Below are 13,371 nucleotides of genomic sequence, written 5' to 3' on the forward strand. Positions count from 1 at the left end.
TGCGGCAATTGAGTTACCCATGCCCAATGCGATGATGCCCAATGCCTCGAACTGGATGTCAGGCTGAACTGTTTTTTCAGGATTTTCATTTAACTCTCAAGATACAGAGCCATTATTTTAGATTTTAGAGTCTAAAGTTTGGCGGTTGCAAACATCGAAAAAAACCTATGGTAAACTGTGAGAAAACTTATCGAAACCCTCTCGGGCCGGCGGACTGGCCAATTGAGCGGCTGCCTGGACTGACACCTCAAGACAAATCCCAACTGCAGGAGTGCGGGATTGCCACAACTGGGCAACTGCTCCGAAAAGCCGGCACCCCAGCGAGCAGGCAGGCGCTGGCCAATCGCTTGCAGACTCACATTCAGCACGTTAATAAATGGGTAGTTCTGGCGGAGCTAGCGCGCATCCCCAGCGTCGGGTGCCAGTATTGCGGACTGTTGCTGCATGCCGGTGTGGGTTCTGTCGCCCAGCTCGCTCAGATGCCGGCGCAGCGATTGCACCAGCAAATTTTGCGACTGCAAGTCGCCACCATGCAGCGCCGAGACCTCTGCCCCTCGGTCGGGGAAGTGGAACAGTGGATTCAGCAAGCCCGTTTGCTGTAACACACTCTGGAGGCGAGACATGTCGCACAGACGCGACATGTCGCGCTCACACACTCCTGACACCCCACACAGAACCTTTTTCAGAGGGCGGGGAAAACACCTCTCGGTCGGAACCGCTTTACCCCCCATCCTTCTTGAGCACCCCATTGAGGAAAATATCAGCCAGTCCTTCTGCCATTTCCAGCATCGCTTTCGGGGAAGTGTCCTCCTCCAACAGGGTGCTGTGGCTAAAACCAGCCACCGCAAACATCCCCAAAAAGACTTGCGCCACAATCCGGGGGTTCATTTGGCGATAAACGCCGCGCTCCATCGCCGTTTGGAAAAACGCCTCAGCCACATCCGTCATTTTGGCAATCACTTCCGCCTGAATGCGCTCGCGCAAGTCGGGGTGGAACTGGGCCTCTAGAAAACAGACGCGCATCATATCAACATTCTGCTGCATGTGCAGCATCCGCCGGCGCATCACCTGCGCCACCGCCTTATAGCTGCCCATTTCGCTCAGTTCCGTCAGCAAGTCAGTGAGAATTTCCACCCATCCCTGAGTCGCCACCTCCACCAAAATGGCCTTTTTACTGGGAAAATGGCGAAATAGGGTGCCTTCCGCCACCCCAGCCGCACTGGCCAGGTCACGGGTGGTGGTGCCGTCGTAGCCCTTGTGGGCGAACAGCCGCTGCGCCGAGCGCAAGATGCGGGTGCGCGTCTGGGCTTCTGACTGAGGGGGCCGGTTAAACACACGCATAGAAATGGACTAATAGTTGCGATTAGAATTTGTAGAGTTATTGTCCTACGCCTAGAGTGAGATTCTCCAAAACTGTCATCAAACGTTAAGCTCGATCGCTGTTCTTAAAATACCCAAGGCCCTCTGTAATTTTTTATCCTGGAAATAGCACCGCTTGAATCTGTATTTTATGACTCCAAACCGCCTGCCCACTGCCCGCCGTCACAACCGGCCACCTGTAACCGCGAGGTGGCGACGCCTCACCGTTACGGTTCTGGCAGCTGTCCTGCTGTGGTGGGTGGCCGCACCGGCACCCAGTTTTGCCCGCAACATAGCGCCCTTCGCCATCACTCAGTCCATCCAGCCCTACCTGGATCGGGTGATCCAGCATGTGACGGAGTTTCGCCTCGACAATGGCATGAAGTTCATTGTCCTGGAGCGGCACACAGCGCCGGTGATTTCCTTTCTCACCTACGCTGACGTCGGCGGCGCTAACGAGCCCGACGGCAAAACCGGCGTGGCTCACTTCCTAGAGCACCTAGCCTTCAAAGGCACTACCCTGATTGGCACGCGAGACTACAAAGCAGAAAAACCACTACTGGATAAGCTCGACGAGCTCGCCAAGCGTCTTGAGGCGGCTGAAGCAGCGAACAAAAAAGCCGAAGTGCAAACCCTTCAGGCGGAGTTCAGCAAAGTGGAGGCGAAAGCCGCCAGCATCGCCAAACAGAATGAGTTCGGCCAGATTGTGGAGCGTTCCGGCGGCGTCGGACTCAATGCCAACACCTCCACAGACGCCACCCGCTACTTCTACAGCTTCCCCTCCAACAAGCTCGAGCTGTGGATGTCGCTGGAGTCGGAGCGCTTCCTCGACCCAGTGTTTCGGGAATTTTACAAAGAGAAACAAGTCGTAATAGAAGAGCGCCGGTTGCGCACGGACAACTCCCCAGTGGGCCAGCTGATCGAGGCGTTTCTCGACAGGGCTTATCAGGCGCACCCCTACAAGCGCCCCGTGATTGGCTACATGCAAGACATCCAAAATCTGGCGCGCCAGGATGTCCAGGAGTTTTTCAACACCCACTACGTCCCCAACAACCTGACGGTGGCCATTGTCGGCGATGTCAGCCCGGCTGAGGTGAAGCGGCTGGCCCAGATTTACTTCGGTCGCTATCCAGCTAAACCGGCACCTCCGGATCTGGCAGTTGTGGAGCCCCCCCAAACCGAACCCCGGGACGTGACGCTGCGCTTGCCCTCCCAGCCGTGGTATCTGGAAGGCTACCACCGGCCCGCCATGAAACACCCAGATCACGTCATTTATGAGATGATTGCCTCTGTGCTCAGCAATGGGCGCACCTCTCGCCTCTACAAGTCGCTGGTGGAAGAAAAGCAGCTGGCGCTGGCGGCTGAGGGCTTCAGCGGGTTTCCAGGGGAGAAGTACCCCAATATGATTTTGTTCTACGCCCTGACGGCTCCGGGCCACACCGTGGAGGAGGTGGCGGCGGCGCTCAACAAAGAAATTGAGCGCTTGAAAACAGAGCCGGTGGGAGCTGATGAACTCGACCGGGTAAAAAACCAGTACCGCGCTGGGTTGCTGCGCTCCTTGGATTCCAATGAGGGCATGGCGCAGCTGCTGCTGGAATATGAAGTGAAAACCGGCAGCTGGCGCAACTTGTTTAAGGAACTGGAAGCGAGCGCTGCGGTGACTCCGGCAGATATTCAGCGCGTCGCTCAGGCGACTTTCCAGCCAGCAAACCGCACTGTCGGGCGGCTTTTGCCTAAGGAGGGCTAAGAAATGAACCGCAGAGGCGCAGAAAACGCAGGGGGAAGAATGGCTGTCAAGTGGCTACGGCCCAGAAAGAAGATTTTCAAGGAGAAGCGGGTGATGTGGGCGGGGTTGCTGGCGCTGGTGCTGCTGTTTGTCTCGCAAGTGGGCCAGCCGGCTGCCGGTGCGGCGGCGAAGCACTACACTGAGTTGCAGTTTCCGCCGGTGCCGGAGATTAAACTGCCCGATTACACCCGCTACCAGCTCGATAACGGGCTGACTGTGTTTCTGATGGAAGACAGGGAGCTGCCCCTGGTGAGCGGTACGGCTCTGTTTCACACCGGGGACCGGTTTGAGCCGGCCTCTAAAGTGGGTCTGGCTGATATGATGGGCGAGGTGATCCGCACCGGCGGCACGGTAAAGCACTCTGCCGATCAGCTCAACCAGATGCTGGAGCAGCGGGCGGCTTCTGTGGAAACTTCGGTGAGTGGGACTTCCGGAAGCGCCAGTTTTAGCGCTCTGAGTGAGGATTTGCCGGAAGTGTTCGGGCTGTTTGCTGAGGTGATCCAAGAGCCGGCCTTCGCCCCCGACAAGCTGGAGCTGGCCAAGAAGCAGCGGGCCGGTGCGATCGCCCGCCGCAATGATGACCCCGGTGATATTGCCAGCCGGGAATTCCAGAAACTCCTCTACGGCAGTGCCAGTCCCTACGCTCGCACGATTGAGTATGCGACGATTAGCAATGTCAGCCACGAGGATTTGCTGCAGTTCTACCGGCAGTATTTCCACCCGAATAATATGATTTTGGGGATTGTCGGCGATTTCGACACCCAGAAGATGCGAGCCCTGATCCAAGAGAAGTTTGGCTCCTGGCCAAAGGGGAATCCCAACATCCCCCCCCTGCCGCCGGTATCTCAGGAAAAGCAGGGTGGCGTGTTTTTTGTCAGCCAGCCCCAGCTGACTCAGAGTTCTGTGCTCATGGGCCATTTGGGCGGCCAGCTCAACAGTCCTGACTATCCGGCGCTGTCTGTACTCAATGATGTCCTCAATGGCTTTGGGGGGCGGCTGTTTAATGAGGTGCGCTCCCGCCAGGGTTTGGCTTACTCGGTTTATGGGGTTTGGAGCCCCCGGTATGACTACCCGGGCACCTTCACTGCCGGTGGCCAAACCCGCTCGGAGGCAACGGTGCCATTTATTAAGGCGATTCTCGGGGAAATTGAGCGCATCCGCACTGAGCCGATCGCTCCCGAAGAGTTAGCTCTGGCGAAAGAATCCTCGCTCAACTCGTTTATTTTCAATTTTGCCGATCCCGCTCAAACGCTGTCGCGCCTGATGCGCTACGAATATTACGGCTACCCGCCGGATTTTATTTTCCAGTACCGCAAGGGCATCGAAGCTACAACTATTGCTGACGTGCAGCGAGTTGCCCAAACTTATCTCAAGCCAGAGAATATCGTGACGCTGGTGGTTGGCAATTCGGCTGAGATTCAGCCTCCCCTGACCAGTCTGAAAAGCGGCATCAGCGTTACCTCCATCGATATCACGATTCCAGAGCCTAAGAGCAGTTAGTTTTTCGGGAACCGAATGCGGGTTGCCTTACGGAAATCTCAGAAACCGGCTTTCTAGAAGAAAGCCGGTTTTTTACTTTTGCACTTTCTCAGAAACCGGGTTTCTAGCTTTCGGCGTGTCCCAGAAACCGGGTTTCTAGGAGAAACCCGGTTTCTCACTCTCGCAGTGTCCTAGAAATCCGGTCTCTCACTATCGCAGGTAGCCCATAGCACACAAAAGCGATTTTGTCAAGAGATATGGGCGGGAAACCTGGAACTCCCCAGCGGGAAATTGCCCAACAAGTGCTCACAACTCTTAGGTTCTGGGGAGCCGCAATGCTTGCCGAGCCCCTGCGCTGGTGGCGAAATGCAAGATATAAGACAACTTTAAACAGTTTAGTATGGCATTTACTTGTAGTTTTAGTTAGTCTTCTTTCAGAAGGAGGGTAAGCTAATCGCCAGCATGCTGGATATAAATCTGCCCTAGGAGGGATGGCAATTACACGGTAAGCGAACTTAGAATAGCATATCTCAGCATCTGACACATACATCAAATCGTGCATCAGTGGAGAGGAGCGACCGTGAAACCAATTTTTATCAAGCGTGCGCCGGCAATCGTCAGTCTGACAGCCTTGAGCGTGGTTTTGGCAGCAATACCGGCTCGCTCGGAAACGAGTAGCGCCGCAGTGGTGGCTCCCACCCCAGCCGCCACTGCGGAAATGGCGGCTTCAGGACCGGCACCCCGGCGGGATGTGGCGGAGGGACAAACTGCGCCAGTGGCGGCTTCCGCAACGGAAATGGCAAGCACGGCTAGGGCGGCGACCGGCATGGCTGCCCCGGCACCGGCAAGCTGGCTGAACATCCCCTTTGAGCGAAAGACTCAGGCGGCAGGGGGTGGGGCTTTGCAAGCCAGCACCAGCGCTGAATCCCAGATTGCAGCCGCTGAGCCGGTCAGTGTGCCGGCGCGGGAGTCAGCGAGCGTTGGGGCGAAGCAATCGAAATTAGCAGCGAGTGGCTCTCAAACGCCAGATGGGGAAAGCGCCAGGGCTGAAGCGGACTCCTCCGAGCCGGTGGCCAAAGCGGCGGCGAGCCCTTCGGAGGCGGAGCGGCCCCAGCCAGTGCCAGGGGAGCCGGTTTCCACCTCAGCGGCGGATTTAACCCCAGTGCCGGCACCGGCGGAAGAAACTGGAGTGGCACCGCAGGAGAACGCCCCCGCCATCGCCCAGTTGTTTGGCAGGAGAAACACACCGCCGGGAACAAACTTCATCGGTGCCGGCGCTAGCATTGGAGACAACGATGACTTTGCTGACTTTGTTATCCTCAGCAAAATCAGACTGCTGGAATTTCCCTTTGGGGAGGATCGGGCGTGGAGCCTGTCGGCGCGTCCCTCACTGGCCTTTAGTAATGGCCTGATAGACCTGCGCTTGCCGGCAACCATCGAATTCAAGCAGCCGACTCTCGACACTGGCGAATCGGGAGACAGACTGGCTCCCTTTGCTGGGGCGGGAGTTGCGGTGACGCTAAAAGAAGATGACGAAAGCCGGTTTGATTTCATGCTCACCGGCGGCATCGATTACCTGCTGACGCCGGACTGGACGCTGACAGGGATGGTGAATTTCCTGTTTCTCAGCGACATCAACGTAGAAGCCCAAATCGGGTTGGGTTTTAACTTCTGAGGGAGGAGAGCTGATGTATAGCAGCAGAGAGCTCAGGAATGGACATGGGCATTGGGCATTGGGCATTGGGCATTGGGCATTGGGCATTGGGCATTGGGCATTGCCCATGTACTAACCTAAGTGCATACTGCTATATAAGGCGTAGGACAGGCGTCCCGCCTGTCCTTTGTGTCCTAACGAATATGACTGCGGCTATAACAGTGCGGCGCGTTCCGCCGGCAGCGATTAATTGCTGCGCAGCCCGGCGTCGAGAGTCTTGGCGATGCGGTCGCGAGTTTCTTCCAGGTGAGCCCGCGTGTAGGCGTCAAGGTTTCTGCCCTGTCTTCTCAGCTTTTTGTCAATCGACTTGTGCAACTGGCGCAGCTCCTGCCAAGCCAGGGTGCGGGCGTCTTCAGGCACATCAGAAGTCCGCAGCACCATTTTCATCAAAATACCCAGGTGATCGCGCTGCAGGGAGCGGCGGACGCTGGAAATGGACAGCGAATCGCTATCTCCTGGCAGGACTTCTGTCCAGATACCGGACTCCAAGGAGTCAAACAGTTCTGGAAGCGTCAGCGCCTGTCCGGGCGGGCTCTTGAGTTCGATATCGCGCAGGCGAGTCAGGCGATAGCCGTCGAGGAGGACTCGCAGCAGCACGCCCTGCACGAAGTAGAGCCGGTCGTGAATCGGATAGTCGAGACTGAGTGCCGGTGCGTTGCCCCAGTCGCTCCAGCGCTCGGAGGCCAGCTTGTTGAGCAGTTGCGGCGAGAAGCGAAAAGCGTCCTGAGAGAAGATATACTTTTGCAGGGCCGCCAGGGCTTGGCGCTGTTTGTCCACCGGCACCGGCTCAAAGGGCAACCGTCCGTTGGGGTCGCTGGGACGGTCGCGGTGGAAAGACTGCCCGCCGATGTAATTGGTGAGGAGCATGGCTTGGTTGAAATAGTAACCCAACACCGTGTCAAACATCTGGCGAATGTCGCTGTAAGTTTCGTCGGTTGCTGGCTGGCGCTGTTCCAGGCGCGACCAAATTTCCCGGGCTAAGTCCATCTGCAGCTGGGAGTGGCGCAGCACGTCGCCGCTCAAGTCAAAGGTATTGGCACCGGGGTCAATATCAGCGCTGTCCTCATCTGTAGAGTAGGCGAGTTCGGGGTGGGGGGCTTGCTGGGCAATCCCCTGCAAAAACTGCGATTCGGCTAGGGGATTGCCTGCCGGCACCGGCGCGTAGCCGTACTCGATGGCCCAGTGGTCATAGGGACCGACCAGAGTGGTATAGTAGTCTCCCTGCCCGACGCCGGGAGGGGCGAGGTTGACGCCGTTGTAGTCCATCACAGAGCCAACCAGCCCGCGAGTGCGGGTGATTTCGGTGTTTTCGAGCTCTTCCGGCATCAGCATGGTGCTGCCGTGGAAATTGTGCCGCAGGCCGAGAGTGTGGCCCACTTCATGGGCGATCAGCTCCCGCAAATACTGGCGCACGTACTCTTTCATTTCGGGGCTGTCGGGCGCGGCATTGCGGAGCAGGGACAGGTTGAGGGCTCCCATTGCGAAATGCTGGGTGGACTGGAAGCCGTGGCACAGGTCGTAAGCTCCCATCAGGCGCGACAGCAAAGAGCGCACCTGCACCGGCAGTTGCTGTGGTGCGGGGACAAAAGTTTGACTGCTCGTTTGTCCGGGCGAGCCGGTGTTTTCGACAGTGGCGCTGCGGGGCGTCTGCGCCCGGGATGGCAAATCGTAGGAGTGGCAGTAGTTTTCTGCGATCCGCCACAGCAAAGATTTTTCGGTTGCGGAGCGAGGTTCGACAAAGGTGCGAAACCCCTGCTTGACCGAGCGCACGACGCTGCCATCGACAATGATGTCGGCGTCCAAGATTTCCCCCGTCAGCGGGTTGACGCGAGAGGGGCCAATGGCAGCGAACCAGCTTTCAAAGGAATTCGACCAGCGGATGGTGTTGTAGCGCACGTCAGCGGGGTCCCAGCTGGCGCTATCCGGCATCTGCCGCACTTCAATAGCATTGAGGAATCCCGCTGTCTCGAAGGCTTTGTTCCACATCAGGACGCCTTCTTTGATGGTCTGGCGGTACTCCACCGGCACGGTGTTTTCAATCCAGAAGACTATCGGCTGTTTCGGGGGAGACAGCGGGGCGCTGGGGTCTTGCTTTTCCAAATGCCAGCGGTTGATGTAGCGCACAAACGGATCTTTTCTGCTGTCGTTGGAGAAGTCTTTGTAGGCGGTGAGGAAGTAGCCCACGCGCTCGTCAGCTTTGCGCGGGCGGTAGCCGTTATTTTCCGGGAGTTGGGAGAGGCTGTAGCGCACCGAGATGCTAAAGGCGCGGCTGTCAGGCAGGCTGGGTATGTATGCCGGTGTGTCCCCGCCTCCGGAAAAACCGTAAACAGACTCTAGCTCTACGTTTAAGGGGAAGGCTTTTGCCGCACCGATATAGGATTTGTCCTTATCCAGCTGGTAGGGGGCACCCAACATCCACGGCAGTATTTGTGTCAGCCCGGGCACGTCGCTGAGCAGCAATTCGCTGAAGTCTATGAGCAGGGTTTTGCGCTGGGGGTGAATGCTTTTGATTTTCAGGGAGTACAGAACTGAATCGCTAAACGACGATTGCAGAGAGCGGGCTTGCGGGTCGTCTGGCTGGGTGCGAAAATTGACGTTGCGCACGACAAAATGTAGGTTTTTATTGACGCGCCGGAAGTAAAATAGGAATTCCCCCAGGGGAAATCCCCTGTAAAGAATGCCCTCGCCAATGCCGGATTCCATCGTGATGGCGGCGAGGTAGTTTTTGTTGAGCTGTTCTGGCTTTATTTCCAGGTAAATTTTGCCCGTTTCTTTCTGGCGGTAGAGGGTGAACAGTCCCTGCAATTTTTCAGCATCTTTGACTGCGGTGTCAAACGGCGTCATGTCTGAGTTGCTTTCGTCACCGGCACTGCTTTCAGAGGGTGGGTGTTCGGGCTGTTGGGCGAGGGCTGCCGGTACCGGCGACCGAGCTGGCGGTTCCTGCGCGCTTAGGGGCCCGATTCCTGAAACTGTGCCGTGCAGTATAATCGCACAAAACGCTAATATTTTCATGAAAATCTATCCTCTAGACACCCAGGGTTTTAGGTCTGGGAGGAATATTTTGAATTTTGCACTTTTGGGTGCCGTCTGCGATAAAATTTGGAAAAGAAAATAGTCCAGAGAGGATGACCCCTGACCGAAGCGGGTTGACGCTCCCCAACAGGAGCTCGCAGACTGGCGGGGTGCGTTCCTTTTTGAGGAACGCACCCTGCGAAAGGTTGAAGCGTGGGCGCTGGGCGAGGGAATCAACATAGAGCGAAAGTGAAAGTGCGCTCAGAGCCTTTTTTAGGCGAGAGACTGGAGGCGAGTGAAACTGTCCGGCTTGTTTAAACCCTGCGGGGGAGTAAAGTCTAGCAGGTAAGCCTGCCTTTGTTGGAAAAATCCTACTGCCTTTCAGGCGCGGCAGCGTCAATTTATCCACTTTTGATAAGCGTTCTCGGTTGAGTTTTCGGCTGCGGTTCAATATTAAAATACTATTTTTTAGGGGGGTCATCCGGTTTGTGGGGGGCGGGAGCTAGGGCCATAAGCTGGCAGCCTGCCAGCTTTTGTGGGGCTGCGGCTTTCCGGGTTTGAGGCTTTCAGCAGATGTCTGGCTTTTTTGTGATGCACCTATTGCCAGTGCGCCGCCGGGGAGCGGAAATGCTCCTCTGGCTGCGCCGTCTACTACAATTGTCGCAGGGAAATGTAGGAGTCAGCGCCAATCTTTACAGTATGATATATCCTCTGCTGGCTGTTCGGGCTGCCCCTAGGGATGAAAGCCCAGTCCTGACGCCGCAGCACGGTTGCGCCGGTCCCGAGCGAGGAAGCGGACGGGCGCTAGGTCTTGGGTGTCAGGGGTCAGGGCTCAGGGGTCAGGTGTCAGGTGTCAGGTGTCAGGTGGGGTAAAGCTGAACGATGAAACCCCCTCCCCTATACCGTAGGTATTAGGTCTTAGGTCTGAGGTGTGAGGAGTTAGGTGTTAGACCCAGCCCCTGACTCCTACCCCCTACCCCTTAACCCCTACCCCCTAATCCCTACCCCCTGGCCCACAGTCTTCTGTGGCACTGCCAACGTTTACACCTTAGCACGCGATTTCATATTTTCTTAATACAAAAGGTGCCAACCTGGCACCACTCATCTGGTCCGATCATTTATCTTTTTATCAAAGTGCCAAAATATTTGGCTGAAATATCGAAATCATTTTTAATGGGAGCGGCGAGGATTGTATGAAAGCAAGTCAGGGATTTGCTAGGCGGTTGCTATTGCTTATTGCTCCTTTAGTGTTGAGAAGTGTTGCGGCGTCGCCGGCTCAGGCTGCAACTCTAGCCTTTTCTGAAGGGTTATTCGAGTTCGGGGATTTCAGTCAAAGCCCTTATTCAACTGAGACTTTTTCTGGTGCCAGCGCTTTTACCTTTTCCAAAACCGGAGCCTCTGCGGCTGCCTTCGCTCAACAAGAGGCGCTTTTTTTTAGCGCCCCAACATGGACTTTTGATTTGTCGTCCAATCTAGCGTTTGGCGAAAGTAACGACCACCTGGGAGTGGCGGAAACAGAGTCGAAACTTATCGGGCAGTTTTTCATAGAGTCTGGACAGGAGTTTTCCTTTGATTTCGCAGCTTATTTAAATATGGGAACTTCTATTGATTTTCCCAAAGAAGAATATGCCGGTGCGGATGGGAATTTATTTTTCGGTGTGTTCGACACAACTGACCAGCCGGTGCTCTTAGACTTTTTGGCGATTTCGAGTGCGATAGCTACCCCAGAAGGACCGGACTCTCTCGATTTTATCAAAAGCGATAGCATAGCTCTGTATCAGAATCTGGCTGGCGCTGCACTGGGAGGGAACCAAGAAGCTGTCCAGGTGCAGTTGGCGGGGTCGTTTTCGCGGTATTTCGATAGCCCAACTCACCTCACTTTAATTCAAACTAAGACTAATAAGGCTATCGTTAAAGTCCCGGAACCCTCAAGCGCGTTCGCTTTACTCTCCTTCGGCTTGATATGCCTGCGGTTTAAAGTCCGAAAGAAGCCGGTAGAGACCAGAGATCGCAACTGACTTCAGAAGAGAGCAGCCGGTGGTCAGCCGGTATACTAATTTTGGATTTTAGATCCCCTAATTATGGATTGAAACAAGGCTATAAAACCTTTTTAAGCCATAGTTTAAAATACCATAAATTACGCAAATGCCCAGCCGGCAGTGTCAAATATCCAACCCGCTCGTCTGGTTGCCAAGACATTCGTAACTGAGTGGGAAACAGGCGGGTGTCCAAATACTCTACCGCCGCACCGGCTTGTGTGAGAGCCTGCTTCATGTGTGCGGCGTGAGCGTCTGAGGAATTTCCCAGAATTAAAATATTCATAGAGTGACTGCTATAAGTCGAGCTAGAGGTTGAGCTGCTGCACTGTCACCAGAGGCAGTTTTGACTGTAACAGGTTGGCGAATTTTTACTTTGAGCCGCACCGGGAGAGAAAGGCTGCCGGTGACGTTACGTTTATCTCTGCTGAGATTGTCCGTTGGATTAATCCTTTAGAGTATATCATCCCCCGCCGAAATCCTGTCGCTCAACTTATAAGTTTATAATATAGTTTAGCAAACTTGTAATAAAAAAGAGGGATGAGCTTTTAACCTGCTTGCGAGTGGAGCATATAGGTTAGCTCGCTGGCCAGCCACTCCTTAAACATGCGCTCCTTAATCTCTTTATAAATATCCGGTGAGAGCTCAGCCGGAATAAACTCCTCAACCATCAGCAGGTGATACCCCAAATCTGTTTTGATGGGGCCAACGACCTGTTTGGGGGTAGCGCTAAAAATAACTGCTGCTATATCGGGCTTTAAGCTCCAGCGGTAAAGCTTTCCTTCATACCCGCACTGCTGCCGGCGTTTTTCATCAATATCATAAAGGTGCGCCGCTTCATAAAAGCTGATTTCCTCCTCTTCTATTTGATAGAAGAGTTCTAGGGCCACCTTGTCATAGGGAACAATCAGTTGATAGAGGACTAATTGCTGAAAATCCAGCCGATTTTGGGCAAAAAACTTTTCCACTTCTTTGGCGAAGAGAGCCTCAGATAATTTTTGAGACAGCACGCGATCTCGAATGCCAGCCTCCCAGTCATCCGCTGAGATCAGCTGATCTGCAAGCCAGGCTAGTGTGTCCGCAGCTTTCTCCAACCGCTTTTCATAGCGCTGGCGGTTCGCCTCAGCTTGAATTTCTTCGGGCGTGACTGTTAAATTTCTTTCTTGAGCGGCTTTGTTAATAATTTTCTGATAGAATACAGTCAGGCAGACGTCTTTAAACTGCACGCTTTTTTTCAGAGAGCTAACAATTTCAGCAGGCTCAATAGATGCCTTTGATAAATTAATCATTGTTCTCGCCTGTCCCTAGAGGCTGTCCCCCCTCTATTCCGTCAAATAAGCTAATAACACGCCCACGTTAATTGGCGTTGCTGTGGCGTTGCAGCAGCAACGCAAAGAGTTGCTTTTTTATAAGCTATTGCGCATTTAATTTCTGCTATAGCAGTATGCACTTAGGTTAGAATATTAGACCTTCAGGGGGGGCGGGACGCTTGCCCTACGTCTATATAGCAGTAAGCATTTAGGAAACCTACATTCCGGCCTCCCTTGCTCCAGAGCTCCCGAAGCTTCTATTGTTCTAACCAATATGACTGCTGCTATAACTACGGATAAAAAAACGCTCCCGTCAAATTATACTTGGTATGTGATGACGAGAATTCCCGGCCTCACTTACCTTAATGTTGGCAATTTTTATGGGAGCCGAACTTGGATAGAATATAGGTTCAAAGAAAGCAAAAATGAACTGGGCTGGGCGGATTTTCGCCTCACTCAGTACGAGGACATTGAAAAATGGGGAAAAATAGTAGAGAGCGCTTATTTAATGGTCAGTCTTTATGCTGCCTCTAGTCAAAAAGGGTCGAGGTTTTGCCTGAATCCCCCAAGTCCTGTTCACCAAAGATTTCCTCAACATCAGCAATGGGACGAAAAAGAAGGCTGGAAAAATCTTTTGAACAATCTGCGCTTAATTCTTCTCCCTCTAGTCTGTTT

General features: G+C 54.3%; 10 protein-coding genes and 1 pseudogene. 7 read left to right on the plus strand and 4 right to left on the minus strand.

Going from position 1 to position 13,371, the window contains the following annotated elements; all coding sequences use genetic code 11:
- The first annotated feature begins 167 nt into the window (after positions 1 to 167).
- On the plus strand, positions 168 to 602 hold the full coding sequence (locus OSC10802_RS0134930) for a DUF4332 domain-containing protein (RefSeq protein WP_017721405.1): 435 nt from the start codon (positions 168 to 170) through the stop codon (positions 600 to 602).
- A gap of 118 nt (positions 603 to 720) precedes the next feature.
- Here OSC10802_RS0134930 and OSC10802_RS0134935 read toward each other — a convergent pair whose 3' ends face one another.
- Positions 721 to 1,341: a TetR/AcrR family transcriptional regulator gene (locus OSC10802_RS0134935; protein ID WP_017721406.1), complete on the minus strand. Its 621-nt coding sequence runs from the start codon at positions 1,339 to 1,341 to the stop codon at positions 721 to 723.
- 169 nt (positions 1,342 to 1,510) lie between these two features.
- On the opposite strand from OSC10802_RS0134935, the gene OSC10802_RS0134940 reads away from it, so the two are divergent.
- From OSC10802_RS0134940 to OSC10802_RS0134950, 3 genes are all read left to right on the plus strand, one after another.
- Complete coding sequence (locus OSC10802_RS0134940; RefSeq protein ID WP_017721407.1) at positions 1,511 to 3,106, plus strand: M16 family metallopeptidase; 1,596 nt, start codon at positions 1,511 to 1,513, stop codon at positions 3,104 to 3,106.
- A 39-nt stretch (positions 3,107 to 3,145) separates the two neighbouring features.
- Positions 3,146 to 4,645: a M16 family metallopeptidase gene (locus OSC10802_RS0134945; protein WP_017721408.1), complete on the plus strand. Its 1,500-nt coding sequence runs from the start codon at positions 3,146 to 3,148 to the stop codon at positions 4,643 to 4,645.
- Positions 4,646 to 5,204: 559 nt separating this feature from the next.
- Positions 5,205 to 6,299 carry an outer membrane protein gene (locus OSC10802_RS0134950; RefSeq protein ID WP_017721409.1) on the plus strand — a complete coding sequence of 365 codons (1,095 nt, stop codon included), beginning with the start codon at positions 5,205 to 5,207 and terminating at the stop codon, positions 6,297 to 6,299.
- Positions 6,300 to 6,524: 225 nt separating this feature from the next.
- Here OSC10802_RS0134950 and OSC10802_RS0134955 read toward each other — a convergent pair whose 3' ends face one another.
- Positions 6,525 to 9,350: a zinc-dependent metalloprotease gene (locus OSC10802_RS0134955; RefSeq protein WP_017721410.1), complete on the minus strand. Its 2,826-nt coding sequence runs from the start codon at positions 9,348 to 9,350 to the stop codon at positions 6,525 to 6,527.
- 1,193 nt (positions 9,351 to 10,543) lie between these two features.
- Between OSC10802_RS0134955 and OSC10802_RS0134965 the strand changes: the two genes are divergently transcribed.
- On the plus strand, positions 10,544 to 11,368 hold the full coding sequence (locus OSC10802_RS0134965; protein WP_017721412.1) for a PEP-CTERM sorting domain-containing protein: 825 nt from the start codon (positions 10,544 to 10,546) through the stop codon (positions 11,366 to 11,368).
- A gap of 79 nt (positions 11,369 to 11,447) precedes the next feature.
- Here the strand turns inward: OSC10802_RS0134965 and OSC10802_RS47050 are convergent, their stop codons facing one another.
- Positions 11,448 to 11,672 (minus strand): hypothetical protein, encoded by a 225-nt coding sequence (locus tag OSC10802_RS47050; RefSeq protein WP_017721413.1) that lies wholly within the window; start codon positions 11,670 to 11,672, stop codon positions 11,448 to 11,450.
- A 74-nt stretch (positions 11,673 to 11,746) separates the two neighbouring features.
- Between OSC10802_RS47050 and OSC10802_RS52090 the strand changes: the two genes are divergently transcribed.
- A complete protein-coding gene (locus tag OSC10802_RS52090; protein ID WP_155969119.1) occupies positions 11,747 to 11,893 on the plus strand; it encodes a hypothetical protein in 147 nt (48 codons plus the stop codon).
- Between the two features lie 41 nt (positions 11,894 to 11,934).
- On the opposite strand, the gene OSC10802_RS0134975 is transcribed toward OSC10802_RS52090, so the two are convergent.
- A complete protein-coding gene (locus tag OSC10802_RS0134975) occupies positions 11,935 to 12,675 on the minus strand; it encodes a peptidylprolyl isomerase (RefSeq protein ID WP_017721414.1) in 741 nt (246 codons plus the stop codon).
- 307 nt (positions 12,676 to 12,982) lie between these two features.
- Here OSC10802_RS0134975 and OSC10802_RS53700 point away from each other — a divergent pair.
- A pseudogene (locus OSC10802_RS53700) lies at positions 12,983 to 13,371 on the plus strand (IS701 family transposase); the annotation flags it as partial.

The sequence above is a fragment of the Kamptonema formosum PCC 10802 genome (assembly GCF_000332335.1).
Classification (GTDB): Bacteria; Cyanobacteriota; Cyanobacteriia; order Cyanobacteriales; family Oscillatoriaceae; genus Oscillatoria.

Bases quoted from the DNA above. Each gene is read 5' to 3' on its own strand.
- OSC10802_RS0134930 (WP_017721405.1), top strand. From the start codon at position 168: ATGGTAAACTGTGAGAAAACTTATCGAAACCCTCTCGGGCCGGCGGAC.
- OSC10802_RS0134935 (WP_017721406.1), bottom strand. From the start codon at position 1,341: ATGCGTGTGTTTAACCGGCCCCCTCAGTCAGAAGCCCAGACGCGCACC.
- OSC10802_RS0134940 (WP_017721407.1), top strand. From the start codon at position 1,511: ATGACTCCAAACCGCCTGCCCACTGCCCGCCGTCACAACCGGCCACCT.
- OSC10802_RS0134945 (WP_017721408.1), top strand. From the start codon at position 3,146: ATGGCTGTCAAGTGGCTACGGCCCAGAAAGAAGATTTTCAAGGAGAAG.
- OSC10802_RS0134955 (WP_017721410.1), bottom strand. From the start codon at position 9,350: ATGAAAATATTAGCGTTTTGTGCGATTATACTGCACGGCACAGTTTCA.
- OSC10802_RS0134965 (WP_017721412.1), top strand. From the start codon at position 10,544: ATGAAAGCAAGTCAGGGATTTGCTAGGCGGTTGCTATTGCTTATTGCT.
- OSC10802_RS47050 (WP_017721413.1), bottom strand. From the start codon at position 11,672: ATGAATATTTTAATTCTGGGAAATTCCTCAGACGCTCACGCCGCACAC.
- OSC10802_RS0134975 (WP_017721414.1), bottom strand. From the start codon at position 12,675: ATGATTAATTTATCAAAGGCATCTATTGAGCCTGCTGAAATTGTTAGC.